Annotated in this window: 24 protein-coding genes; 19 read left to right on the forward strand and 5 right to left on the reverse strand. The window is 72.9% G+C overall.

Translation table 11 applies throughout. From position 1 onward, the window contains the following. Positions 1-106: 106 nt before the first annotated feature. Both ACYVIH_RS06580 and ACYVIH_RS06585 read right to left on the reverse strand, forming a co-directional pair. Positions 107-745 carry a sigma-70 family RNA polymerase sigma factor gene (locus ACYVIH_RS06580; protein ID WP_460867368.1) on the reverse strand — a complete coding sequence of 213 codons (639 nt, stop codon included), beginning with the start codon at positions 743-745 and terminating at the stop codon, positions 107-109. 310 nt (positions 746-1,055) lie between these two features. After that, positions 1,056-2,033, reverse strand: a complete 978-nt coding sequence (locus tag ACYVIH_RS06585; RefSeq protein WP_460867370.1) for an HAD family hydrolase — start codon at positions 2,031-2,033, stop codon at positions 1,056-1,058. A gap of 23 nt (positions 2,034-2,056) precedes the next feature. Between ACYVIH_RS06585 and ACYVIH_RS06590 the strand changes: the two genes are divergently transcribed. The 7 genes from ACYVIH_RS06590 to hemB all read left to right on the forward strand — a co-directional run bounded on the left by ACYVIH_RS06590 (position 2,057) and on the right by hemB (position 9,883). Then, positions 2,057-3,658, forward strand: coding sequence for an AMP-binding protein (locus ACYVIH_RS06590; RefSeq protein ID WP_460867373.1), 1,602 nt, complete (start codon positions 2,057-2,059; stop codon positions 3,656-3,658). Beyond that, positions 3,655-3,933 carry a glutaredoxin family protein gene (locus tag ACYVIH_RS06595; RefSeq protein ID WP_460867375.1) on the forward strand — a complete coding sequence of 93 codons (279 nt, stop codon included), beginning with the start codon at positions 3,655-3,657 and terminating at the stop codon, positions 3,931-3,933. Before ACYVIH_RS06590 ends, ACYVIH_RS06595 begins: the two co-directional genes overlap by 4 nt. Before the next feature lie 171 nt (positions 3,934-4,104). Next, on the forward strand, positions 4,105-4,863 hold the full coding sequence (locus ACYVIH_RS06600) for a redox-sensing transcriptional repressor Rex (RefSeq protein ID WP_460867377.1): 759 nt from the start codon (positions 4,105-4,107) through the stop codon (positions 4,861-4,863). Next, positions 4,860-6,155, forward strand: coding sequence for a glutamyl-tRNA reductase (locus tag ACYVIH_RS06605; RefSeq protein ID WP_460867379.1), 1,296 nt, complete (start codon positions 4,860-4,862; stop codon positions 6,153-6,155). The genes ACYVIH_RS06600 and ACYVIH_RS06605 overlap by 4 nt, the downstream gene beginning before the upstream one ends. Further along, positions 6,152-7,117, forward strand: coding sequence for a hydroxymethylbilane synthase (gene hemC, locus ACYVIH_RS06610; protein WP_460867381.1), 966 nt, complete (start codon positions 6,152-6,154; stop codon positions 7,115-7,117). The genes ACYVIH_RS06605 and hemC overlap by 4 nt, the downstream gene beginning before the upstream one ends. Next, positions 7,114-8,904, forward strand: coding sequence for a bifunctional uroporphyrinogen-III C-methyltransferase/uroporphyrinogen-III synthase (locus ACYVIH_RS06615; protein ID WP_460867383.1), 1,791 nt, complete (start codon positions 7,114-7,116; stop codon positions 8,902-8,904). Before hemC ends, ACYVIH_RS06615 begins: the two co-directional genes overlap by 4 nt. 1 nt (position 8,905) lies before the next feature. Beyond that, on the forward strand, positions 8,906-9,883 hold the full coding sequence (gene hemB / locus ACYVIH_RS06620; protein WP_460867385.1) for a porphobilinogen synthase: 978 nt from the start codon (positions 8,906-8,908) through the stop codon (positions 9,881-9,883). A 226-nt stretch (positions 9,884-10,109) separates the two neighbouring features. Here hemB and ACYVIH_RS06625 read toward each other — a convergent pair whose 3' ends face one another. After that, entirely contained in the window at positions 10,110-11,390 is a 1,281-nt protein-coding gene (locus ACYVIH_RS06625; protein ID WP_460867387.1) for a lytic murein transglycosylase, read from the reverse strand. Positions 11,391-11,724: 334 nt separating this feature from the next. Here ACYVIH_RS06625 and hemL point away from each other — a divergent pair, with 334 nt between their 5' ends. From hemL to ccsB, 6 genes are read left to right on the forward strand one after another with little or no spacing between them, the layout of a single operon-like run. After that, the gene (gene hemL, locus ACYVIH_RS06630) at positions 11,725-13,074 is read left to right on the forward strand and encodes a glutamate-1-semialdehyde 2,1-aminomutase (protein WP_460867389.1); all 1,350 of its coding nucleotides are present in this window, start codon (positions 11,725-11,727) and stop codon (positions 13,072-13,074) included. After that, entirely contained in the window at positions 13,075-13,758 is a 684-nt protein-coding gene (locus tag ACYVIH_RS06635) for a histidine phosphatase family protein (protein WP_460867391.1), read from the forward strand. 3 nt (positions 13,759-13,761) lie between these two features. Further along, positions 13,762-14,355, forward strand: a complete 594-nt coding sequence (locus ACYVIH_RS06640; RefSeq protein ID WP_460867392.1) for a TlpA family protein disulfide reductase — start codon at positions 13,762-13,764, stop codon at positions 14,353-14,355. Continuing rightward, positions 14,355-15,116 carry a cytochrome c biogenesis CcdA family protein gene (locus tag ACYVIH_RS06645; RefSeq protein WP_460867394.1) on the forward strand — a complete coding sequence of 254 codons (762 nt, stop codon included), beginning with the start codon at positions 14,355-14,357 and terminating at the stop codon, positions 15,114-15,116. The genes ACYVIH_RS06640 and ACYVIH_RS06645 overlap by 1 nt, the downstream gene beginning before the upstream one ends. Before the next feature lie 13 nt (positions 15,117-15,129). Continuing rightward, the gene (resB, locus tag ACYVIH_RS06650) at positions 15,130-16,773 is read left to right on the forward strand and encodes a cytochrome c biogenesis protein ResB (RefSeq protein WP_460867396.1); all 1,644 of its coding nucleotides are present in this window, start codon (positions 15,130-15,132) and stop codon (positions 16,771-16,773) included. Next, a complete protein-coding gene (ccsB, locus tag ACYVIH_RS06655) occupies positions 16,770-17,801 on the forward strand; it encodes a c-type cytochrome biogenesis protein CcsB (RefSeq protein WP_460867399.1) in 1,032 nt (343 codons plus the stop codon). The genes resB and ccsB overlap by 4 nt, the downstream gene beginning before the upstream one ends. 26 nt (positions 17,802-17,827) lie before the next feature. On the opposite strand, the gene ACYVIH_RS06660 is transcribed toward ccsB, so the two are convergent. Continuing rightward, positions 17,828-18,091, reverse strand: a complete 264-nt coding sequence (locus tag ACYVIH_RS06660) for a hypothetical protein (RefSeq protein WP_460867401.1) — start codon at positions 18,089-18,091, stop codon at positions 17,828-17,830. Between the two features lie 94 nt (positions 18,092-18,185). On the opposite strand from ACYVIH_RS06660, the gene ACYVIH_RS06665 reads away from it, so the two are divergent. From ACYVIH_RS06665 to ACYVIH_RS06675, 3 genes are all read left to right on the forward strand, one after another. After that, positions 18,186-18,491: a DUF4229 domain-containing protein gene (locus ACYVIH_RS06665; RefSeq protein ID WP_460867404.1), complete on the forward strand. Its 306-nt coding sequence runs from the start codon at positions 18,186-18,188 to the stop codon at positions 18,489-18,491. A gap of 99 nt (positions 18,492-18,590) precedes the next feature. Continuing rightward, positions 18,591-19,676, forward strand: a complete 1,086-nt coding sequence (locus ACYVIH_RS06670) for an iron-containing redox enzyme family protein (protein WP_460867405.1) — start codon at positions 18,591-18,593, stop codon at positions 19,674-19,676. After that, positions 19,673-19,924 (forward strand): CDGSH iron-sulfur domain-containing protein, encoded by a 252-nt coding sequence (locus tag ACYVIH_RS06675; RefSeq protein WP_460867407.1) that lies wholly within the window; start codon positions 19,673-19,675, stop codon positions 19,922-19,924. The genes ACYVIH_RS06670 and ACYVIH_RS06675 overlap by 4 nt, the downstream gene beginning before the upstream one ends. A gap of 30 nt (positions 19,925-19,954) precedes the next feature. On the opposite strand, the gene ACYVIH_RS06680 is transcribed toward ACYVIH_RS06675, so the two are convergent. Further along, entirely contained in the window at positions 19,955-20,830 is an 876-nt protein-coding gene (locus tag ACYVIH_RS06680) for a 1,4-dihydroxy-2-naphthoate polyprenyltransferase (protein WP_460867410.1), read from the reverse strand. Between the two features lie 35 nt (positions 20,831-20,865). On the opposite strand from ACYVIH_RS06680, the gene menE reads away from it, so the two are divergent. Genes menE through menD form a run of 3 tightly spaced genes read left to right on the forward strand, consistent with a single transcriptional unit; the run spans position 20,866 to position 24,645 of the window. Then, positions 20,866-21,936, forward strand: a complete 1,071-nt coding sequence (menE, locus tag ACYVIH_RS06685) for an o-succinylbenzoate--CoA ligase (RefSeq protein WP_460867412.1) — start codon at positions 20,866-20,868, stop codon at positions 21,934-21,936. After that, a complete protein-coding gene (locus ACYVIH_RS06690; protein WP_460867414.1) occupies positions 21,929-22,903 on the forward strand; it encodes an o-succinylbenzoate synthase in 975 nt (324 codons plus the stop codon). Before menE ends, ACYVIH_RS06690 begins: the two co-directional genes overlap by 8 nt. Beyond that, entirely contained in the window at positions 22,900-24,645 is a 1,746-nt protein-coding gene (menD, locus tag ACYVIH_RS06695; protein WP_460867416.1) for a 2-succinyl-5-enolpyruvyl-6-hydroxy-3-cyclohexene-1-carboxylic-acid synthase, read from the forward strand. Before ACYVIH_RS06690 ends, menD begins: the two co-directional genes overlap by 4 nt. Positions 24,646-24,661: the final 16 nt, after the last annotated feature.

The raw sequence follows: 24,661 nt of genomic DNA on the forward strand, positions 1-24,661 counted from the left end.
TGTCGTTGGTCGTGGCCGGTCACGACGTACAACGACCTACCGGACGTCAAGGTTACGGGGCGTGACACAGCACACGCTTGACATCCGCGGAGCGCGCCGGGGCTGCTCATCGCAGGCCTTCGGGCAGGAGCTTGGCGAGGTTGCGGACCCCCCGCAGCTGGAGCTGCTTGACCGCGCCGTCGCTGCGGCCGAGCACCTTCGCGGTCTCGGCGATCGACAGGCCCTGCAGGAAGCGCATGATCAGGCACTCCTGCTGCTCGGCCGGGAGCTGCCCGAGCGCGCTGAGGAGCGCCTCGTTGGTCAGCGAGGCGAGGACGGCGTGCTCGGGACCGTCGGTGGCCGAGTCGTGGGCGCCCATGTCCTCGGTGGCGAACTCGAGGCGGGTGCGGCCGGCCTTGTAGTGGTCGGCGGTCAGGTTGCGGGCGATGGTCATCAGCCAGGCGCCGAAGTCCTTGCCCTGCCACTTGAACGAGCTCATGCTGCGCAGCGCGCGGAAGAAGGTCTCCGACGTGAGGTCCTCGGCCAGGGCGACCGAGCCCACGCGGTAGTACACGAAACGGTAGACCGACGAGTGGTAGTGGTCGTAGAGCATCCCGAACGCCTCGGAGTCGCCGCCGCGGGCGAGCTCGACGAGGGCGATCAACCGCGAGGCCTCGGCCTCGTCGGCCTCGGAGGACGCCGCGAGGTCGGAGTCGTCGCCCGGCGGCAGCGTGCTCGGCGTGGTGTAGTCGAGGGCCTCCGACATCAGCCAGGACGAGGCGGCCGACCCAGCTCCCGAGAAACCGGACATCTGGGTGCATACGATCGCGGGGGCGGGGTAGAGGACATCCGCCACAGCCAGGCGCAGCGCGTGCAGACCACGCGCGACGTCAGCACTGCGCGTGAACATCGAAACGCTCTCCCTCGTCGGCCCTCGAGGCTCCCCGTCGGCGCGGAGCCGGCTCCCCCTGGATCAGCCCCCCAGGCTAGAGGGGGCTGGTGGCTTTGTGAACCCGTCTGTAACTCGCAGTTGCACCTGTGGGGGAGTGTTCCCCGTCACACAGTGTGCCAAACCATCACCGCACTTTGCGACGAATGGCCACACCTGCGGCAATGCTCCCGCTTGCCGCCCCGGCGACCGCGGCGGCGAAGAGACCGGCCCGCGCCGCCTTGCGGCCGGTGCGGTAGTCGCGGACCCGCCAGCCGTTGGCCCGGGCGTGGTCGCGCAGCCGGGAGTCGGGGTTGACCGCACAGGGGTCGCCGACCATGGAGAGCATCGGCAGGTCGTTGTAGGAGTCGGAGTACGCCGAGCACCGCGCCAGGTCCAGCCCCTCCCGCTCGGCCAGCGCGCGCACCGCCTCCCCCTTGGCGGGGCCGTGCAACATCTCGCCTACGAGCCGGCCGGTGTAGACCCCGTCGACGTGCTCGGAGACCGTGCCCAGCGCTCCGGTGAGGCCGAGCCGGCGGGCGATGATGTTGGCGATCTCGATCGGGGCGGCGGTGACCAGCCACACCCGCTGGCCCTGGTCGAGGTGGAGCTGCGCGAGTGCCCGGGTGCCTGGCCAGATCCGACGGGCCATCGCCTCCTCGAAGATCTCCTCGCCGAGCGCCTCGAGCTCCTCGACGCGGTGGCCCTTGATGAAGTTGAGCGCCGACGCGCGGGCCTCGGCGACGTGCTCGGGGTCCTCGATGCCCACCACCCGGAAGTACGCCTGCTTCCAGGCCGCGCCCAGGATCTCCCGGGTGGTGAAGAACTTGCGGCGGTGCAGCCCCTTGGCCAGGTGGTAGATCGACGCGCCCTGCATGATCGTGTTGTCGACGTCGAAGAACGCGGCGGCCGTCGGGTCCGGCGGCACGGTCAGCGCGGTCTCCACCTCGGCCGCGGCGGCGGCCGCCTCGCCGGCGAGCACGGAGCGGTTGCGCAGGTCGGTGGGCCGGGAGCCGCGGCCCCGGTGCCGTCTGTTGTGCTGGGCCCGGTTCACGAGCGTCACCCTAGTGTCAGCCGGTACGACGGTCACCTGGCCGACCAGCGGCAGGGCCCTCGGATCCCTCATGTCCGTTGTGGGAGACTCGCGACGTGACAGCAGCCTCCAACCTGGCCGACCTGCTCGCTCAGGCGGCGCTGGAGAGTCCCGACTCGGTGGCGTTCACCGAGTCGGCGACCGGACGCCGGGCGACCTGGGCGGCCGTGGACGCCGAGGCCGACCGGGTCGCGCGAGGCCTCTCCGAGCTCGGCCTGGTCGCCGGCCAGCGGGTGATGATCGCCCTGCCGAACCGGATCGAGTTCGTCGCCGCCTACCTCGGTGCCCTGCGGGCGCGGCTGGTCGCGGTGCCGGTCAACCCCCGCTCGGCCACCGGCGAGCTGGTCCGGATGCTCGCCGACTGCGCGGCCCGCGTCGTGATCGCCGACCTCAGCACGGTCACCACCGTGCGCCAGGCGGTCGCCGGGCTGGAGGACGCGCTGGTCGGCGCCGACGAGGAGCTGCTCGCCCGGGTGTCGGTGCCCCACGTCGTGGTCGCCTCGGCGCCCGCGCTGCCCGGCGAGACCGGGTTCGCCGACCTCGGCTCCGGCGACGTCCGGGTCCCGCCCACGCCGGAGGACCCCGAGGCGCTCGCGGTGCTGCTCTACACCAGCGGCACCTCCGGACGCCCGCGCGCCGCGATGCTCAGCCACCGCGCGCTGGTGGCCAACATCGAGCAGGCCGCGGCGGTCCAGCCCGCGCTGATCCACAGCGACGACGTCGTGCTCGGCGTGCTGCCGCTGTTCCACGTCTACGGTCTCAACGCGGTGCTCGGGCAGGTCCTGCGGCAGCGGGCGCGGATGGTGCTCGCCGAGGGCTTCGACGCCGAGCGCACCCTGGCCCTGATCGAGGACGAGGCGGTGACCGTCGTACCGGTCGCGCCGCCGGTGTTCGCCTACTGGCGGGGGACCGACGGCCTCAAGGACCGGCTCCGCAGCGTCCGCGTGGTGCTGTCGGGCTCCGCGCCGCTGGCGCCGGAGCTGGTCGCCGACTTCGAGGACCGGGCCGGGGTCACGGTGCACCAGGGCTACGGGCTGACCGAGGCGGCGCCGGTGGTCACCTCGACCCAGTGCAGCGCCCACCCCAAGCCGGGCTCGGTCGGTGCCGCACTGCCCGGCATCGAGCTCCGCCTGGTCGACGACACCGGGCGTGAGCCCGACGGCGAGGACCCCGGCGAGATCCACATCAAGGGTGCGAACCTGTTCTCCGGCTACTGGCCCGACGGCCGGGACGGTCCGGCCGACGACGGCTGGTGGGCCACCGGTGACGTCGGCTTCCTCGACGCCGACGGCGACCTGTTCCTCGTCGACCGGCTCAAGGAGCTGGTGATCGTCTCCGGCTTCAACGTCTACCCGGTCGAGGTCGAGGACGTGATCTCCGAGCTCGACACGGTCGCCGAGGCCGCGGTGATCGGGGTCGAGGACGAACGCAGCGGCGAGGCGGTCGTGGCCTACGTCCGCGGCGTCCCCGGCACCTCGCTGACCGCCGCGGAGCTGGCCGAGCAGGTGCGCGAGCACTGCGCGGTGCGGCTGGCGCGGTTCAAGCAGCCGAGCGTGGTGCATGTCGTCGACGAGCTGCCGCACACCGTCACCGGGAAGGTCGCCAAAGGGCGGCTTCGGGCCACCGAACGCCGCCGGCACCTGGGGCTGCTCGAATGAGCGGCAACACCGACCCGGCGCCGACCGAGCTCGGCGAGACGCCGCCGCGGGTGCTGCTGTACGCCAAGCCCGGGTGCCACCTGTGCGACGACGCCCGCGCGGTGATCGCCGCGGTGTGCGCCGAGCTCGGCGAGAGCTTCGACGAGGTCGACATCACCACCTCACCGGACCTGATGCGCGAGTTCGGCGAGCAGATCCCGGTGACCTTCGTCGACGGGCAGCAGCACGACTTCTGGCGGGTCGACGCCGGACGGCTCCGCGCCGCGCTCGTCTAGACCTCCCGGGAGGTCCCGCGACCCCGAATCAAGTGAGACAGGTCACCTGTGCTAGGGACCAAAGGCCCTCGGTTTGTTCCCACGTTCACAAACTCCTAAAGTGAGCCACGCCGCCGGGCAGTGCGACCCGAGAGACGGGTGAGTGTGCGCCTCGGCGGGTTCAGGAGAGTCGTGACCCCAGCGCGCAGCAACCACAACGGCACCACCCCCGACGGGGGTGCCGGCGCAGGTGCGTCGCGGTCGGAGTCCCGGGCCTCGGAGCGGGGCATCCCCGAGGCCACCGTCGCCCGGCTCCCGGTCTACCTCCGGGCGCTGATCAGCCTCGCCGAGCGCGGCATCGCGACCTGCTCCAGCGAGGAGCTCGCAGCAGCCGCCGGGGTGAACAGCGCCAAGCTGCGCAAGGACCTGTCCCACCTCGGCTCCTACGGCACCCGCGGGGTCGGGTACGACGTGGAGTACCTGCGCTACCAGATCGCCCGCGAGATCGGGGTGACCCAGGACTGGGCCGTCGTGATCGTCGGGATCGGAAACCTCGGCCACGCGCTCGCCGACTACAGCGGCTTCACCTCCCGCGGCTTCCGGGTGGTGGCACTCCTCGACAGCGACCCCGCGCGGATCGACGAGCCGGTCGGCGCGATGCGGATCCGCCACGTCGACGAGCTCGAGCAGGTCGTCGAGGAGCACGGGGTCGCGATCGGCGTGATCGCCACCCCCGCCGTGGCCGCGCAGGGCGTGTGCGACCGGCTGGTCGCCGCCGGGGTCACCAGCATCCTCAACTTCGCGCCCGCGGTGCTCGCGGTGCCCGACGGGGTCGACGTGCGCAAGGTCGACCTGTCCATCGAGCTGCAGATCCTCGCCTACCACGAGCAGCGCAAGGCGCTCAGCGCGTCGCCCGCGACCGGACTGGCCCAGGTGGGTGAGCCGGCGTGAGCGTCCTCGTCGTGGGTGTCTCCCACAAGACCGCCCCGGTCGCCGTGCTCGAGCAGCTCGCGCTCGACAGCGACGCGATCGGCAAGCTGATCCAGGACGTCGCCGACTGCGACCACGTGCTCGAGGCGACCGCGCTCGCGACCTGCAACCGGGTGGAGATCTACGCCGAGGTCGACCGGTTCCACGGCTCGGTGGAGACGGTCTCCCGGCTGCTGTGCGACCGCTCCGACCACCGGCCCGAGGACATCGTCCCGCACCTGTACGTCCACTACGACGACGGCGCGGTCTCGCACCTGTTCAACGTCGCCTCCGGCCTGGACTCGATGGTCGTCGGTGAGGGCCAGATCCTCGCCCAGACCCGGGAGGCGCTGAAGGTCGGCCAGGAGGTCGGCACCGTCGGCCCGGCGCTCAACGTGCTGTTCCAGCAGGCGCTGCGCGTCGGCAAGCGCGCCCACGCCGAGACCGACATCGACCAGGCCGCACCCTCGCTGGTGACCGCGGCCCTCGACCGCGCCGTCGAGCACGTCGGGCCGGTGGCAGGCAAGCGGGTCGTGGTCGTCGGGGCCGGCGCGATGGCCTCCCTCGCGGTCTCCACGGTCGCGCGGCTCGGTGCCGCCGACGTGGTGGTCGCCAACCGCACCGACGCCCACGCCGAGCGCTTGGCCACCCAGTACGACGGTCGCGTGGTCGCGCTCCCCGACCTCGACAAGGAGATCGGCAACGCCGACATCCTCGTGTCGTGCACCGGCGCCGCCGGCGTGGTGCTGTCGCTCGGCCAGGTCGCGGCGGCTCGCAACCACGCCACCCAGCCGCTCGCCGTGCTCGACCTCGCGCTGCCCCACGACGTCGACCCCGCCGTCGCCGAGCTGCCCGGCATCTCCCTGGTCGGCCTGGCCCGGCTCGCCGAGGAGCTGCACGACGGGCCGACCGGATCCGACGTCGCGGCCGTCAAGGACATCGTCCAGCAGGAGATCAGCGCCTTCCTCGCCGCACGCCGCTCGGCCAGCGTCACCCCGACCGTGGTCGCCCTGCGCACCATGGCGACGGGGGTGGTCGAGGCCGAGGTGGACCGGCTGCTGACCCGGCTTCCCGACCTCGACCCGCACATCCGCGCCGAGGTGGAGCTGGCCGTCCGCCGCGTCGCCGACAAGCTCCTGCACCAGCCGACGGTGCGCGTGAAGGAGCTCGCCAACGAGACCGGCGCGATCTCCTACGCCGCCGCCCTGGCCGAGCTGTTCGCGCTCGACTCCCAGGCCGTCGCTGCCGTGACCCGCGCGGAGGGCCCGAAATGACCCAGCAGACCATGGCGTCGACCGACGCCGCCACGACACCGCTGCGCGTCGGCACCCGGGCCTCGCTGCTGGCCCGGACCCAGAGCGAGACGGTCGCCGCCGCCCTGCGCGAGGCGCTGGACCGGGAGGTGGTCCTCGTCGAGGTGACCACCGAGGGCGACGTGTCCGCGGCTCCGCTGGCCTCGATGGGCGGTGCCGGCGTGTTCGTCAGCGCACTGCGTGAGGCGCTGCTGCGCGGCGAGGTCGATGTCGCGGTGCACTCGCTCAAGGACCTGCCGACCGACCCGTGCGAGGGCATCGCGCTGGCCGCCGTACCCGTGCGTGAGGACCCGCGCGACGTGGTCGTCGCCCGCGACGGGCTCACCCTCGGCGAGCTGCCGGTCGGCTCGCGGGTCGGCACCGGCTCGCCCCGCCGGGCCGCCCAGCTGGCCGCGCTCGGCATGGGCCTGGAGATCGTCGACATCCGCGGCAACGTGGACACCCGGATCGGCAAGGTGACCTCCGGCGAGCTCGACGCCGTCGTGCTCGCCCGCGCGGGGCTCGCGCGCATCGGACGCCTGGAGAAGGTGACCGAGGTGCTCGACCCCCTGCAGATGCTCCCCGCACCCGGGCAGGGTGCCCTTGCAGTGGAGTGCCGCAGCGACGAGGAGTTCCTCGTCGACCAGCTGCGGCTCGCCCTGGACGACGACCGCACCCGCGCAGCCGTGACGGCTGAGCGGACCGTGCTCAACGCGCTGGAGGCCGGCTGTTCGGCCCCGGTCGGAGCCCTCGCCGAGGTGGCCGAGGGCGACGACGGCGACGAGCTCTGGATCCGTGCGGTCGCCCTGTCGTACGACGGCGCCGTCGCCGTACGACGCTCAGCCACCGGCACACCCGACGACGCTGTCGGAGTGGGCCAGCGCCTCGCAGCAGAGATGCTCGACGAGGGCGCCGACACGCTCATCACCGAGCAGGTGTCATGACCGCACGGCCGACCACGAACAGCAAGAAGGCGACAGTGAGCAAGACCGCGACCAAGTCCGCTGCGAACCCCCGAGCCACCGAGGCGAAGTCCGTGTCCAAGAAGTCCGTCACCACCCCTGCCAAGGCCGACGTGCAGCCCAAGCCGTCGGCGCCGGTCGGGTACGTCTCCTTCGTCGGCAGCGGCCCCGGCGACCCCGAGCTGCTGACCGTGCGGGCCGCCGACCTGCTGCGCGAGGCCGACGTCGTGATCACCGAGGTCCCCTCGCACGCCGAGCTGGTCCGCTCCTGCCTCGGGCTGCCCGAGCCGCGGACGGTCGTCGACGAGGACGGCAACGAGACCGTCGAGCACGTCGGCCCCGAGATCATCGACGGCGGCTTCGGCACCGACGGCCAGCCGCTCACCCACGCCGCCCGCGCCAAGGTGGTCGTCAAGGCCGCCAAGAGCGGCCGCCGGGTCGTGCGTCTGATGGCCGGCGACCCGTTCGTCTACGCCTCGGGCCCCGAGGAGGCGCAGGCCTGCGTGAAGGCCGGCATCGCGTTCGAGATCGTGCCCGGCGTCTCCTCGGTGACCGCGGTCCCCGCCTACGCCGGCATCCCGCTGACCACCAAGAACAACCGCGAGGTCGCGGTGGTCACCTGCGGTGAGACGAAGGTCGACTGGACGCAGTACGCCGACAACCGGACCCTGGTGCTGCTCTCGGCGGTGAACTCCATCGCCGACATCGCCAAGGCGCTCGTCGCCGCGGGCCGCTCCGCGGACTGCCCCGTGTCGATGACCCGGGTCGGCACCACGACCGAGCAGTCCACCGTGGTCTCGACGCTGGGCAACATCGCCGCCGACGCCCGCGCGGCCAAGATGACCCCGCCGGCGATCACCGTGGTCGGTGACGTGGTCGACCTGCGCACCACGCTGTCGTGGTTCGAGACCAAGCCGCTGTTCGGCTGGCGGGTCCTCGTGCCGCGCACCAAGGAGCAGGCCGGCACGCTGTCCTCGCGCCTGCGCGGCTACGGCGCGGTGCCCGAGGAGGTGCCGACGATCTCGGTCGAGCCGCCGCGCAACCCGCAGCAGATGGACAAGGCCGTGCGCGGCCTGGTCGAGGGCCGCTACGAGTGGATCGCGTTCACCTCGGTCAACGCCGTGCGTGCGGTTCGCGAGAAGTTCGACGAGTACGGCCTGGACGCCCGGGCCTTCTCCGGCCTCAAGATCGCCGCCGTCGGCGAGAAGACCGCCGCCGCGATCGCGGACTGGGGTCTGCGCGCGGACCTGATGCCGTCGGGCGAGCAGTCCGCGCGCGGCCTGGTCGAGGACTGGCCGCCGTACGACGAGGTGCTCGACCCGATCAACCGGGTGTTCCTGCCTCGCGCCGACATCGCGACCGAGACCCTGGTCGCGGGCCTGGTCGAGCTCGGCTGGGAGGTCGACGACGTCACCGCCTACCGGACCGTGCGGGCCACCCCGCCGCCGGCGCCGACCCGTGAGGCGATCAAGACCGGCAAGTTCGACGCGGTCGTGTTCACCTCCTCCTCCACGGTGCGCAACCTGGTCGGGATCGCCGGCAAGCCACACGCCTCCACCGTGATCGCGGTGATCGGCCCGGCCACGGCGAAGACCGCCGAGGAGCACGGTCTGCGGGTCGACGTGCTCGCGCCGTCGCCGTCCGCGGAGGTGCTCGCCGACGCGCTCGCCGACTTCGGTGCGGCCCGGCGGGCCTCGTTGATCGAGGCCGGCCAGCCGGTGACCAAGCCGTCCGAGCGGCGTCCGTCGGCCCGGCGCAAGGCCACCTGAGGTGGGTTACCCCGAGGTCCGGCCGCGGCGGCTGCGCCGTACCCCGGCCCTGCGCCGGCTGGTCGCCGAGACCGCCGTGGAGGCCCGGCAGCTCGTGCTGCCGGTGTTCGTCCGCGAGGGCGCGACCGAGCCGGTGCCGATCGGCTCGATGCCCGGGGTCGTGCAGCACAGCCGTGACTCGCTGCGGCGCGCGGCGGCCGAGGCGGCCTCGCTCGGGCTGGGCGGGATCATGCTGTTCGGGGTGCCGGAGTCCAAGGACCCCACCGGCTCGTGCGGGGTGGACCCCGAGGGGATCCTCAACGTCGCGATCCGCGATGTCGTCGCCGAGGTCGGTGACGCGCTGCCGGTGATGGCCGACCTGTGCCTCGACGAGTTCACCGACCACGGGCACTGCGGCGTGCTGCGCTCCGACGGCTCGGTCGACAACGACGCGACGCTGGAGATCTACGCCGAGATGGCCGTCGCCCAGGCCGCGGCCGGGGTCGACGTGGTCGGCCCGAGCGGGATGATGGACGGCCAGGTCGGCGTGGTCCGCGAGGCGCTCGACGCCGCCGGCCACCAGGACGTCGCGATCCTGGCCTACTCCGCGAAGTACGCGTCTGCCTTCTACGGGCCGTTCCGCGAGGCGGTCGACTCCTCCCTGAAGGGCGACCGGCGGACCTACCAGCAGGACCCCGCCAACGGGCTCGAGGGTGTGCGTGAGGCGATGCTCGACGTCGCCGAGGGTGCCGACATGGTGATGGTGAAGCCCGCGATGGGCTACCTCGACGTGCTCCGCGCCGTCGCCGAGGCGGTGGACGTGCCCGTCGCGGCCTACAACGTCTCCGGCGAGTACGCCATGGTCGAGGCGGCCGCCGCGAACGGGTGGATCGACCGCGAGGCGGCGATCCTCGAGTCGCTGCTGTCGATCCGCCGCGCCGGCGCCGACATCGTGCTCACCTACTGGGCCGCCGAGGCCGCCTCGCTCCTGCACCGCTGAGCGGCTGCTGGCCGCGGGGCGGTCACTTCCCAAGCGCTGTGGACGCATCCACCGTGGCCTGCCGCGTGTGGAGCGTCCATAACCCCGCGTTACATGGAGGTGGGTGGGGGGAAGCGATGAGCCCCCGGCCCGGGCGGGCAGGGGGCTCATGCCGGAGGAGGAGTAAGTCGTTCAGGGGCGGTGGTCTCGAGACGCTCGCTTCGCTCGCTCCTCAGCCACCGAAGGGTCAGTCGCCGAGCAGACCGCCGGTGAGGCCACCGAGCAGGTCGCCGAGGCTGGCCTGCACCGAGCTGAGCCCGTTGGCCAGCACGGCGTTGGCGCAGGCGGTGAGCCCACCGAGTGCGTCGAGCTCCGCGGCGGTGAAGTTCGCCTGACAGGTCGCCTTGGCCTGGTCGAGCGCGCTCACCGTGTTGTCCACGGTGTCCTCCACGCCCCCGACGGTGTCCTCGACGGTCTCCTTGACGGTGTCGGTGACCTTCTTGACCGGGTCGTCGCCGCCGGGCTGGTCGACCGAGGGGGTGCCGGGGTCCTGGGCACCCCCACCGTCGCCCGCCGTGCTCTCCGAGCCGCCGCGGCCGCTGGTGCCGCCGCTGTCGGCTCCGCCACGGGTCTTCTTCTTCGCGCCGCCACGAGCCGGGTCCTTCTTCTTGCCGGCCGGGGCGACGGCGGAGTCGCCGTAGTCGGGGGTGAGGATGGTGCTCGTCGCGACGCCGTTGGGCACCGAGGAGTAGTCACCCTCGAGGTAGGCGTTCATGATCGAGATGACGAGGTCGACGTACTCCTCGCTGTGGTTGTAGCGGTAGACGGCCGCCTTCTGGCCGCCGTACGTCGAGAGGTCCTCGTCACCGGAGCAGAGGTACACCGCGGTGGCGAGCGCCGCGTCGTCGATGTCCTGCGGGTCGCGCACGCCGTCGCCGTCACCGTCGACGCCGACGATGGTCCAGGTCTGCGGGATGAACTGCATCGGGCCGACCGCGCGGTCGAAGACCTGGTCGTTGTCGAACTGGCCCACGTCGGAGTCGCGGATCTCGGCCGTGCCGTTGGACCCGTCGAGCGCGATGCCGTAGATGCCCGGACGGCTCTTGCCGTCCTCGCCGAGGATGTTGCCGCCGAACCGCCCGTGGTCGGACTCGACGCGCCCGATGGCCGCGACCAGCTGCCAGGTGAGGTTGCAGGACTTGTCGGCGGAGTTGATCACCTGCTCGGCGCGCTGGTAGGCGGCGAGCGCGGCCGACGGGATGCCGTTGGTCGACGCGCTGGCGATCACGCTCTCGGCCGCCCCGGCGGGGACACCGGGCGCGATCGAGCCGGGCCGGGACATGCTCGCCGGCGCCTTGATCGCCTGGTCGGGGATGCTGGTGCCGTCGGGGAGGGTGGTCGTCTCGTCCTGGGTGGTGGCGCTGGCCGACGAGCTCACCGCCAGGCTGGTGGTCCAGGCGCCCGAGAGCAGCGCCAGCGGCACGAGCGCCGTGGCCTTCTGCCACGTGGTCAGTCGCTTGTGAGACACGGTCCCTCTCCCCATTTCCGAATCAACCCACCCAGGTGGTGCAACGTCTACCCGGGATCTCCCTCTCGCACACCTCAACGACGCTGCGGGTGTGAGGTTACGCACGAGTAAGGGTCGCCGCGCCGGCGTCGGCCCCGCGTCGCTCCCGGCTCCTCGTCCATGAGACGGCCTCGTCTTTACCTTATGACGCCGAACCTTATGACGCCGACTGTCCGGATTGTCGCCGAACGCTGCCACGAGGAAGGGGCCAATGTAGAACAAGTTCTAGTCTTGCGCCAGGTCCGGCCCGGGGGCTGGGTTCGTCCGGCCGCGCCGCCTCGGGGACAATGGCTCGGTGACCCACCTCGACACCAGTGCCTCGGCCGCCCTGTTCGCACGCGCCTCGGCCGTGACGCCGGGCGGCGTGAACTCCCCGGTGCGGGCGTTCAACGCCGTCGGTGGCACCCCGCGGTTCATCGAGCGCGCACACGGCGCCTACCTCGTCGACGCCGACGGCAACGAGTACGTCGACCTGGTCGCCAGCTGGGGCCCGATGCTGCTCGGCCACGCCCACCCCGAGGTGCTCGCCGCGGTCGGCGAGGCGGTCGCCCGGGGCACGTCGTACGGCACCCCCACCCGCCCGGAGGTCGAGCTCGCGGAGGAGATCGTCGCGCGCACCGCCGTGGAGAAGGTCCGGTTCGTCTCCTCCGGCACCGAGGCCACGATGTCGGCGATCCGGCTGGCGCGCGGGTTCACCGGCCGGGAGCTGGTCGTGAAGTTCTCCGGCTGCTACCACGGACACGTCGACTCGCTGCTCGCCGCCGCAGGGTCCGGGCTGGCCACCCACCGCGACGAGGCCTTCTCCCTTCCCGGTACGCCGGGCGTCCCGGCCGCCTCCACCGCGGCCACGATCGTGCTGCCCTACAACGACAAGGCCGCCGTCGAGGCCGCCTTCGCCGAGCACGGCGAGCAGATCGCCTGCCTGATCACCGAGGCCGCCGCCGGCAACATGGGCGTCGTGCCGCCCGAGCCCGGCTTCAACGCCTTCCTCGCCGACATCTGCCAGCGGCACGGCGCGCTGTTCGTCAGCGACGAGGTGATGACCGGCTTCCGAGTCAGCCGGCAGGGCCAGTGGGGCCGCGACGGCGCCGTCGAGGGCTGGCGTCCGGACCTGATCACCTTCGGCAAGGTGATGGGTGGCGGTTTCCCGGCGGCCGCGTTCGGCGGCCGGGCCGACGTGATGAGCCACCTCAGCCCCGAGGGACCGGTCTACCAGGCCGGCACCCTGTCGGGGAACCCCGTCGCGACGACCGCGGGTCTGACCACCCTGCGCCTGGCGACCGACGACGTCTACGCCCACCTCGACAAGACCTCCGAGCGGCTGCAGTCCGCCGTCGCCGACGCGCTGACCGAGGCCGGTCTCCCGCACCTGATCCAGAGCGCCGGGAACATGTTCAGCGTCTTCTTCGTCGAGGAGGACGTGACCGCGGTGCCGAACTTCGAGGTGGCCTCCACCCAGCGCACCGACCGGTTCAAGGCGTTCTTCCACGCGATGCTCGACCAGGGCGTGTACCTGCCGCCGAGCGCGTTCGAGGCGTGGTTCCTCTCCGCCGCCCACGACGAGCAGGCGCTGGAGCGGATCGTGGAAGCACTCCCGGCCGCGGCCCGCGCCGCAGTCGCCGTCCCCGACCCCCAGGGAGCCTGAGTGAAGACCGTCGTCCACCTCCTCCGTCACGGTGAGGTGCACAACCCGACCGGCATCCTCTACGGGCGCCGGCCCGGGTTCCACCTGTCCGACCTCGGTGGCCGGATGGCGCAGCGGGTCGCCGACTCCGTAGCGCACCGCGACATCACCCACGTCGTCTCCTCCCCGCTCGAGCGCGCGCAGGAGACGGCCGCGCCGCTGGCCGCCGCGCGCGGTGTCGAGATCGCCACCGACCCGCGGGTGATCGAGTCGACCAACGTCTTCGAGGGCGAGCGCTTCGCCGGTGGCGCCGGCGTGCTGCGCCAGCCGCGGACGTGGGTGCACCTGTGGAACCCGTTCCGGCCGTCGTGGGGCGAGCCCTACAAGGACGTCGTCGCCCGGATGCTCGCCGGGGTGTACGACGCCCGCGACGCCGCGCTGGGCCACGAGGCGGTGATCGTCTCCCACCAGCTGCCGATCTGGATCACCCGGCTGCACCTGGAGGGCCGGTCCTTCCTGCACGACCCGCGGCGCCGCCGGTGCACGCTGTGCAGCCTGACCTCGCTCACCTTCGACGGGGACCGGCTCACCACGGTGTCCTACTCCGAGCCGGCCGCGGACATGCTGCCGCTGAAGGACCGCAAGGCGCCGTTCTCCGCCGGGGGAGCGCCCGAGGAGAACAAGCCGCCGGCCGCGGGGGCCTGAGCCTTGCCGACCGCACCCCACCGGCGGCGGGCCGCCGCTCTCGCCGCCGCGCTGCTCACGACCGCCGCACTGGCCGGCTGCTCCAACGACGAGGTCGGCAGCTCCGGCGACGCCGGCTTCGTCTCCGGCAAGGGGATCATCACCCGGCTGCCCGCGGCCGACCGGGCCGAGCCGGGTGAGGTGTCCGGGGAGACCCTCGAGGGCGAGCCGATCTCGCTGGCCGACTACGAGGGCAAGACCGTGGTGGTCAACGTCTGGGGCTCCTGGTGCGCGCCGTGCCGGGCCGAGGCGCCCGAGCTCGTCGCGGCCTCGGAGGAGCTCGCGGACGACGGCGTGGAGTTCCTCGGGATCAACTCGCGCGACCTCGACCGGGCGGCGGCGCAGGCCTTCCAGCGCCGGTTCGAGGTGCCCTACCCGAGCATCTACGACCAGCAGGGCCGCACGCTGCTCGCCTTCCGCGGCACGCTGAGCCCCAACGCGATCCCCAGCACGGTGGTCATCGACGACCAGGGCCGGGTAGCGGCCAGCGTGATCGGCGAGGTCACCAAGGCCACCCTGGTCGGGCTGGTCGAGGACGTCATCGCGGGGGAGGGCTGATGGTCCCGATGGACATCGGCGACTGGTTCGCGAGCACCGCGCTGTCCGGCTCGCTGCTGCTCGCCGTGCCGGTCGCCCTCGTCGCCGGCGTCGTGTCGTTCTTCTCCCCGTGCGTGGTGCCGCTGCTGCCCGGCTACCTGTCCTACGCCACCGGCCTGTCGGGTGCTGACCTCGAGTCGGCGCACCGCGGCCGGATGGTGGCCGGCACCAGCCTGTTCGTGCTCGGGTTCTCCGCGGTCTTCGTCGCGCTGGGCACCGCCTCGGGTGCGCTCGGCGACCTGCTGTGGGAGTACTCCCGGCAGATCAGCCTGGTCCTCGGCGCGATCACGATCCTGGTCGGGATCGCCTTCCTCGGGTTCGTGCCGTGGATGCAGCGTGACGTGCGGGTGCACAAGGTGCCGGCCGTCGGGCTCACCGCGGCGCCGCTGCTCGGGGTGCTGTTCGGGCTCGGTTGGACCCCGTGCATCGGACCGACCCTGGCCGCCGTACAGAGCCTGGCCATCAACGAGGGCACCGCCGGTCGCGGCGCCTTCCTCAGCCTGGTCTACTCCCTCGGCCTCGGGCTGCCGTTCATCATCGCCGGGCTGGCCTTCCGCAGGATGCTCGGTGCGGTGACGTGGGTCCGCCGGCACCAGGCGTGGGTGACCCGGATCGGCGGCGTGATGCTGATCCTGGTCGGCCTGCTGCTGGTCACCGGGATCTGGGACGTGTGGATGTCCTACCTGCGCGGCTGGGTCAGCACGTTCTCGGTGGCGGTGTGAGAGGGGTGGACCGATGAGCACCGACGTGGAGACCACGCCCGCGACGTCGCCGGCAGCTCCGACGCCGCCGGCGCTGAGCCCCCGCGAGCTCGGGCGGTGGGCCTGGCGGCAGCTCACCTCGATGCGCACCGCGCTGATCCTGCTGTTCCTGCTCGCGCTCGCCGCGGTGCCCGGCTCGATCATCCCGCAGGAGAACGTCGACTCCTTCGCGGTCAGCCAGTGGCAGGACTCCCACCCGAAGCTGACCCCGGTCTACGAGAAGCTCGGGATGTTCTCGGTCTACGACTCGGTGTGGTTCAGCGCGATCTACATCCTGCTGATGATCTCGCTGGTCGGCTGCATCCTGCCCCGGATCGGCGTCTACTGGCGCGCGGTCAGGTCGCGGCCGCCCCAGGCCCCCCGGAACCTCGCCCGGCTGCCCGAGTCGCGGACCTTCGTCCTCGACGAGGAGCCCGCCGCGGTGCTGGCCCGCGCCGAGAAGGTGCTGCGCCGGCGGAGGTACCGGGTGGTCTCGACGAGCTCGACCAGCGGGGCGGGCTCGGCCAGCGGAGTGGGCGCCGCCGGTGGGGGTGAGGTGGCCGCGGAACGGGGGTACCTGCGCGAGGCCGGCAACCTGCTCTTCCACGTCTCGCTGCTCGTGGTGCTCGTCGGCTTCGCCGTGGGCGGGCTGTTCGGCTACACCGGTGGGGTGATCGTGGTGAAGGGCCAGGGGTTCTCCAACTCGCTGAGCCAGTACGACGACTTCGCCCCCGGCGCGATGTTCACCGCCGACGACCTGCAGCCGTTCAGCTTCACCGTCGACGACTTCGCCGTGGAGTTCCTCACCAGCGGTGAGCAGGCCGGGATGCCGACCGACTTCTCCGCGGACCTGACCTACAGCGAGGAGCCCGGCGCCCCCGAGCAGCGCTACGAGCTGGCGGTCAACCACCCGCTGCAGCTGGACGGCGGCTCGGTGTTCCTCGTCGGCCACGGCTACGCGCCGCTGGTCACCGTGCGCGACGGTGAGGGCAACATCGCCTACAAGGGCCCGGCGGTGTTCCTGCCCCAGGACGCCTCGTTCGCCTCCTTCGGCGTGATCAAGGTCCCCGACGCGCTCCCGACGCAGCTCGGCTTCGAGGGGCTGTTCCTGCCGACCTACGGCTTCACGATGGAGGCCGGCCCGTTCTCCCGGTTCCCCGACGCGCTCGACCCGGTGATGTCGCTGCTGCCGTACTCCGGCGACCTCGGCCTCGACACGGGTGAGCCGCAGTCGGTGTACTCCCTCGACAAGGACCAGCTCGAGGTGGTCGAGAAGGCCGACGGGGCCCCGGCCCGGGTCGACATCGCACTCGGCCAGACCAAGCAGCTGCCCGGTGGTGCCGGCTCGATCAGCTTCGACGGCGTCGAGCGCTGGGTCAAGCTCCAGATCAGCGACAAGCCGGCGAAGGGCGTCGCCCTCGGCGGTGTCCTGGCCGCGATCCTCGGCCTGCTCGGCTCGCTGTTCATCCGTCCGCGCCGCGCCTGGGTCCGGGTCCGGTCCGAGGAGGGGCGTACCGTGGTCGAGCTGGCCGGCCTGGACCGGAGCGCAGGGGGCGATCTCGGCGAGGAGATCGACGAGCTCGAGCGGCTCATCAACAACGACCAGACGGACCCCGTCACGCACAAGGAGGGCTCGTGAGTCCTGCGGACTTCGCCTCGTTCAGCAACAACGCGATCGCCTTCGCCTCGGTGGTGTACGTGCTGGCGCTGCTCAGCCACGTCGCCGAGTGGGCGTTCGGCCGGTCCCTGCCGGCCGAGGGTTCCGTGGCGGCTGAGCGGCCCGCTGCTGCGCCGGTGGCCGCCGGGGTGGGCGCGACGGCGGATGCCGGTACGTCGTACGACCCCACGCCCGACGTCGCCTCCGCGGCCCCCGTCGACGACGAGCTGGCGCGCAAGGCCCAGCAGCTCGAGGTGTTCGGGCGGATGGGCGTCGCGCTGACCGTCGTGGCGGCCGTGCTGCACCTCGCCGGCCTCGTGACCCGGGGTCTCGGGTCGGACCCGATCCGGGTGCCGTGGGGCAACATGTACGAGTTCACGCTGGCCGGCGCGTTCGGCGTGACCGCGATCTACCTGCTGCTGCTCAAGAAGTACTCCCTACGCTGGATGGGTCTGTTCGTCACCGGCTTCTCCGTCGTCGCACTGATGGCCGCTGTGCTGCTTCTCTACGTGCCCGCCGGGCCCCTGGTGCCCGCCTTGCACTCCTACTGGCTGGTGATCCACGTGGTCGCCGCGGTCATCGCGACCGGGGCTTTCGCGGTCGGTGCGATCGCCTCGCTGCTCTACCTGGTCAAGGCGCGTGCCGAACGTCGTACCGACTCCCCGGCGACCGGCTACGTGGCCCGGCTGCCGAAGGCCGCGGTGCTCGACCGGGTGGCCTACCGGGTGCACGCGTTCGGCTTCCCCGTGTGGACGTTCGCGGCGCTGGTGGCCGGGCCGATCTGGGCGGAGTACGCCTGGGGCCGCTACTGGGGCTGGGACCCCAAGGAGGTCTGGGCGTTCATCACCTGGGTGGTCTACGCCGCCTACCTGCACGCCCGGGCCACGGTCGGCTGGAAGGGCAAGGCCGCGGCGGTGATCGCGCTCGTGGGCTTCGCGACGCTGATGTTCAACTTCGTCGGCATCAACCTGTTCGGGTCCGGCCTGCACTCCTACTCCGGCCTCGACTGAGGCCGGGGGCTCTCCGCCCCGGAGAGCTACTCCGGCTTGGGCAGGTCGCGCTCGGCGGGCCCGTCGTCGGGACCCTCGCCGGGCTTGTCCGGCTTGCCCTCGCGGGCCGCGCGCCGGCGCCGTCGCTCGAGCTCGCGCAGGAAGTCCTCGTCGTCGTCGGGGGCGACCACGCGCTTGGGACGCGGGGTCGGGCGGACCGGTGCCGACCTGCGCCGGCGCCGCTCGAGCAGCCAGAAGAAGGCGTAGACCACGGCCGCGAAGAGCACGACCACCAGCAAGAACTTTCCCACGGGACCAGAGTAGGCGCGCACGCAAACGCCCCTCACGGTCGCGGTGGGCGGCCCAGCGGGTGGCCGATCCCGGGCCGCGGCCTAGGCTGGCGGGGTGAAGGAGTTCGCCATCTACACCGCGGCCCGGCTCGGGTTGTTCGTGGTGTCCTACGCGGTCGTCGTCGGCATCTACCTGGCGGTCACCGGTGAGCGGCAGATCCCCCTGTTCTGGCCGTTCCTGCTGGCCGTCTTGGTCTCGGCGGTTGCCTCTGCAGTCCTGCTGCGCAAGCAGCGCGACGCGTTCGCGGCCTCGGTGCAGCGACGGGCCGAGCGGTCCGCCGAGCGCCGTCGGCTGGTCGAGGCCGAGCAGCGTCGTACCGCTCAGCCTCCGACTGCGCGGCAGGACGAACCCGGCGTGTGAGCAGGGACCGCCCGTGAGGCGGTGGCCACAAGGGTCCCGAGCATGGACCCCGTGGCCGGGGGTACCTCTCGCCAGCGACATGCGGCGACAGGAGAGACCATGCAGCTTCCCGAGGCGAGGGGCCCGCTCAGCACGGCCGTGATCGACCGGCTGGCCGGAGCGGCCGCGCTCGACGTCGACGTGCTCGTGCAGCAGGTCCGCGCGGCTGTCGACAACGTCGACGTGCTCACCGACGGCGACTTCCACCTCGCGCTGTGGACGCTGTACGAGCTGCACTACGGCGGCTTCGACGGGGTCGACCCCGAGCTCGAGTGGGACCCCGACCTGCTGCGGCTCCGTGCCGCGCTCGAGGCGCCGTTCGAGGACGAGCTGCGGCGCCGGGCCGAGGAGCACGTGACCGCCGTCGAGTCGGCCGAGGGCGACCTGGCCGAGCGGCTGTTCGACCTCGCCGCCGGGTTCGAGGGCCCGTCGGTGTCGAGGTTCCTGCACCGCGAGGCGACGCTCGAGCAGTTCGCCGAGTTCATGGTCCACCGCAGCATCTACCAGCTCAAGGAGTCCGACCCGCACTCCTGGGTGATCCCGCGGATCACCGGCAAGCCCAAGGCGGCGCTGGTGGAGCTGCAGTACGACGAGTACGGCGGCGGGCGACCTGAGCGGCTGCATGCCACGATGTTCGGCGACAGCATGGCGGGCACCGGCCTGGACCGGACCTACGGTGCCTACATCGACCGGGTCCCCGGCTACACCCTGGCCAACAACAACGTGATGAGCCTCTTCGGCCTGCACCGCCGGCTGCGCGGTGCGGCGATGGGGCACCTCGGCGCCTACGAGGCGACCAGCTCGATCCCGTGCCGCAAGTACGCCGGCGGCGTGCGCCGGCTGGGCCTGCCCGAGGTCGTGGCGGCGTACTTCGACGAGCACGTCGAGGCCGACGCCGTGCACGAGCAGCTGGCCTTCCGCGACATCTGTGCCGAGCTGGTCACCTCCGGCCAGGCCGAGGAGCGCGACGTGGTCTTCGGTGTCGTCGCCTGCCTGCTCATGGACGCGGTGGTCGGCGAGCTCATGCTCGACGCCTGGAACGACGGCCGGAGCACGCTGCACGGCGGCCCGGTCTCCGTGTCGCCGCCGGTGCCGTCACCGACGGTGGAGAGCGAGGCCGAGCCGGTCGAGGCGGTGGCGTCATGAGGCTGGTGACCGGGCCGGGTTCGGCGCCCGAGCTGGCCGGTGAGCCGGTGGCCTACTCCGGTGAGGACATCGAGGTCACGGCGTGCCCCAACGGCCCGTTCCTGGTGCGCGGCGCCGACGCGGTGCGCGACGCCGACGGCGAGCTGCACCCCACGACGCGACCGGTCGTCGCGGTGTGCGCGTGCGACAAGTCCCAGCGGATGCCGTGGTGCGACGGGACGCACAAGGTGCTGCGGCGGCGCAGCTGAGGCCGCGCTCGTGAGGTGAGCGCCGCGGGGTCAGCCGGCGAGCAGCAGGGCCAGGAAGACGCCGGCGGCGTAGACCAGCTCGGCGGTGCCGGTGTGCTGCAGGACCGGGACGAGCCCCCTGCCCGTCGTACCGGCCAGGACGGTGCGCACCGCCTGCCCGGCGGGGACCAGGAAGACCAGGGCGACGACCGCCCACCACGTGGTCACGATCGCGATCCCGAGCAGGGCGATGACCGCGACGGCGACGAGGAAGACGTAGAAGTAGCGGGTGTGCTCGTCGCCGAGCACCACCGCGAGCGTGCGCTTGCCGGCGCCGGTGTCGGTGGGGATGTCGCGGAGGTTGTTCGCGACCAGGATGGCGCAGGCGATCGCGCCCACCCCGACCGCGGCGTAGAGCGACGCGAGCGGCCAGGTCTCGGTCTGCACGTAGGTGGTGCCCATCACCGCGACCAGCCCGAAGAACACGAACACCATCACCTCGCCGAGCCCCCGGTAGCCGTACGGCCGGTCGCCGCCGGTGTAGTACCAGGCGGCCACGATGCTGACCAGGCCGACCAGCACCAGCCACCACGAGGTGGTGATCGCCAGCACCAGGCCGAGCAGCGCGGCCACGCCGAAGCTGATCATCGCGGCGTCCTTCACCGCGGAGGCGGTCGCTGCCCCCGAGCCGACCAGGCGCAGCGGACCGACCCGGTGCTCGTCGGTGCCGCGGACCCCGTCGGAGTAGTCGTTGGCGTAGTTCACGCCCACCTGCAGCGCGAGCGCCACCCCGAGCGCGAGCAGCGCCTTCCACCACACCGGCTCGTCGACGTAGGCCGCGACGCCGGTGCCGGCCAGGACCGGCGAGACCGCCGCGGGAAGGGTGCGCGGGCGGGCGCCCTCGAGCCACTGTGCAGGGGTTGCCATAACGGGCAAGTCTGGCAGGCATAGCGTTGTCCCTCGTGACCAGCCTGCGACCAGTCCGAGGAGAGCCCCGCGAGGTGCTCGCCCTGCTGGCCGCCTGGCAGGCCTCACCCGGCGAGCCCGAGCCGCTCGTGATCGAGACCTCCGGGTCCACCGGGACGCCCAAGCGGGTGGTGCTCTCCCGACGCGCGATGCGCGCGTCCGCCGCGGCGACGCAGAAGCGGCTCGGCGGCGCGGGGCAGTGGCTGCTCACCCTTCCCGCGACCTACGTCGCCGGAGTGCAGGTGCTCTTCCGGTCGGTGCTGGCCGGCACCACGCCGGTGCTGCTCGAGGACCACCCGGACTTCGTCGCCGCCGCACGCACGATGGACGGGGAGCGACGCTACGTCTCCCTGGTGCCGACCCAGCTGACCCGGATGCTGCGCGACCGCCGCGAGGTGGCCGCCCTGCGCACCTTCGACACCGTCCTGGTCGGCGGCGCCGCGGTCGAATCGTCGCTGCGGCGAGCGGCAGCTGCCGAGGGGGTGCGCGTGGTCGCGACGTACGGCATGAGCGAGACCTGCGGCGGCTGTGTGTACGACGGGGTGCCGCTCGAGGGAGCCGAGGTGGCAGTGGGTCGCGACGGCCGGATCCGGATCACCGGGCCGATGCTGTTCGACGGGTACGACGGTCAGCCCGGCGAGACGGCCGAGGTGATGGAGGGCCGCTGGTTCCTCACCTCCGACCTCGGCCGGCTCGACGCCGACGGCCGGCTGCAGGTGCTGGGCCGCATCGACGACGTGGTCGTCTCGGGCGGGGTGAAGGTCCCCGGCGGGGCCGTCGCCCGACGGCTGCGCGAGCACCCCCGGATCGCGCACGCCGAGGTGACGGCGGTCGCCGACCCGGAGTGGGGTCAGCGCGTGGTGGCCGTGGTCGTGCCGACCCTCGGCGCCTTCCTCACCCTGGAGGACCTGCGCAACTGGGTCTCCCAGTCGCTGCCGCGCGAGTGGGCACCGCGCCAGCTGGTCCTGGCCGAGCAGATCCCGTTGCTGGGCAACGGCAAGGTCGACCGGCTCGCCCTGGAGCGACTCGCCCTGGAGCAGGTCGCCGGAAGGAGCACCGATGGCTGAGACGCACGTGTTCTCGATCCCGATGCGCACCCGGTTCCGCGGGATCACCGAGCGTGAGGGGATGCTGCTGCGCGGACCGGCGGGGTGGGGCGAGTTCAGCCCGTTCCTGGAGTACGACGCCCGGGTCGCCTCGCCCTGGCTGGCGTCCGCGCGTGAGGCGGCGTTCGACGGCTGGCCTGCGCCGCTGCGCGACTCGGTCCCGGTCAACGTCACGGTGCCCGCTGTCGGACCCGAGCAGGCGGCCGCGATCGTGCGGGCGAGCAACGGCTGCCGCACCGCGAAGGTGAAGGTCGCCGAGCCGGGCCAGTCCCGTGCCGACGAGCAGGCCCGGCTCGAGGCGGTCCGCGACGCGCTCGGCCGTGACGGTGCGATCCGGATCGACGCCAACGGAGGGTGGGACGAGTCGGAGGCGGTGGCCGCGATCGGGGTGCTCGACCGCGCTGCCGGCGGGCTGGAGTACGTCGAGCAGCCGTGCGCGTCGGTGGAGGAGCTGGCCGCCGTACGCCGCCGGGTGGGGGTGCCGATCGCCGCCGACGAGTCGATCCGCCGCGCCGAGGACCCCTACCGGGTGCGCGACCTGGAGGCGGCCGACGTGGCGGTGCTCAAGGTGCAGCCGCTCGGCGGGGTGCGGGCCTGCCTGCGGATCGCCGAGGACATCGGCCTGCCGGTCGTCGTGTCGTCGGCGCTGGAGAGCTCGGTGGGGATCGCCGCGGGGGTCGCGCTGGCCGCGGCGCTGCCCGAGCTGCCCTATGCCTGCGGCCTCGCGACCGTGCAGCTGCTGACCGACGACGTGGTGCACGACCCGCTGCTTCCCCGCGACGGGGTGCTGCCCGTCGTACGCCCGGAGGTGGACGCGGCTGCCCTCGCCCGGCTGCGCGCGGCCCCGGTGCGGGAGGCCGCCTGGGCGGCGCGCGTCGCGGAGGTCGACGCGCTCACCGGCGGCATCGGGCAGGATCGGTCCTCGTGACCACTGCTGCCAACCCCGCCACCGCCGCGGCCACCGTGCTGGTCGACGAGCTGGTCCGCGGCGGTGTCACCGACCTGGTGCTCGCCCCCGGGTCACGCTCGGCGCCGCTCGCGTTCGCCGCGCACGCGGCCGCCGAGGCCGGGCGGCTGCGGTTGCACGTGCGCGTCGACGAGCGCTCGGCGGCGTTCCTGGCGCTCGGCCTGGCGAAGTCATCGCGCCGACCGGTCCCGGTCGTCACCACCTCGGGCACCGCCGTGGCCAACCTGCATCCGGCCGTGCTCGAGGCCTCGCACGCGGCGGTGCCGCTGGTCGTGGTCAGCGCCGACCGGCCAGCCGGCCTGCGCGGCACCAACGCCAACCAGACCACCGACCAGGTGAAGATCTTCGGCGACGCCGTGCGCGCGTTCGCCGACGTGCCGCCCGGAGCGCCCGGCCCCGGCGAGGCCGCCCAGGTCGCCTCCTGGCGGTCGCTGGTCGCCCGGCTGCTGCTCACCGCGGCCGGCAGCGCCTCGACGGCGGCCGGGCCGGTTCACCTGAACCTGCAGCTCGCCGAGCCGCTGGTGCCCGACACCGACGCCGGCTGGACCGCGCCGCTCGACGGCCGGCCCTTCGGCTCGCCGTGGATCCAGCGGCCCGACCCGGCCCTGTCCCAGTCGGAGCCGGTGTCCGCGGAGCTGCGCACGGTCGTGCTCGCCGGCGACGACGCCGGTCCTCCTGCGCGGCTCCTGGCGCAGCGGGCCGCCTGGCCCCTGCTGGCCGAGCCGACCAGCGGCGCCCGGACCGGCGCCAACGCGATCCGCAGCTACCGGCTGCTGCTCGGCGACCCCGACCTCGCCGACCGGGTCGAGCAGGTGGTGGTCTTCGGCCACCCCACCCTGTCGCGACCGGTCACCCGGCTGCTCTCCCGTGCGGGCATCGACATCGTCGCGGTCGCCGGCCCGACCGGGTGGACCGACCCGGGCCACGCGGTCACCCGGGTCGTGCGCGCGGCGCACCCCGACGACCAAGGACCCGACGACCTGCGCTGGAGCGCCGAGCGGCCGCGCGAGTCGCGCCCTCCGCGGACGTCGCCGTGGCTGGAGGAGTGGCAGCGGCGTGACGCCGACCTGTCCGCCCGGCTCGACGCCCTGCTCGCCGACGCAGGGGGCCTGACCCCGCACCAGGTCGCCGCGGCGGTCAGCGCTGCCGTGCCCGCCGACGGGATGCTCTTCGTGGGCGCGTCGAACCCGATCCGCGACCTGGACCTCACCGCCCGGCCCTACCCGGTCGGAGAGCGCCGGTTCGTCATCGCCAACCGGGGCCTGGCCGGCATCGACGGCTCGGTGTCGACCGCGATCGGGGCCGCGCTCGGTCGCCCGCACAGCAGCCGCGCGCTCGCGCTGCTCGGCGACGTGACGTTCGTGCACGACAGCAACGGCCTGGTGATCGGCCCCGGCGAGGCGCGTCCGGACCTGATGATCGTGGTCGTCAACGACGACGGCGGGTCGATCTTCTCGGTGCTCGAGCAGGGCGGACCGTCGTACTCCTCGTCCTTCGAGCGGATCTTCGCCACCCCGCACGGGCTCGACCTCGCCTCGCTGTGCGCGGCGAGCGGCACCCCGCACCGGCGGGTCACGACGCTCGCGGAGCTCGAGGCCGCAGTCGGTTCGCCGCGCGGTGGGGTCGAGGTGGTGGAGGCCGTCGTACGCCGCGACAACCGGCGCGACCTCGACGCCGCGATCCGCGCGCTGGTCACCGGCTGACTCGCAACGTTTCGCA

It is taken from the genome of Nocardioides pakistanensis, assembly GCF_054781215.1.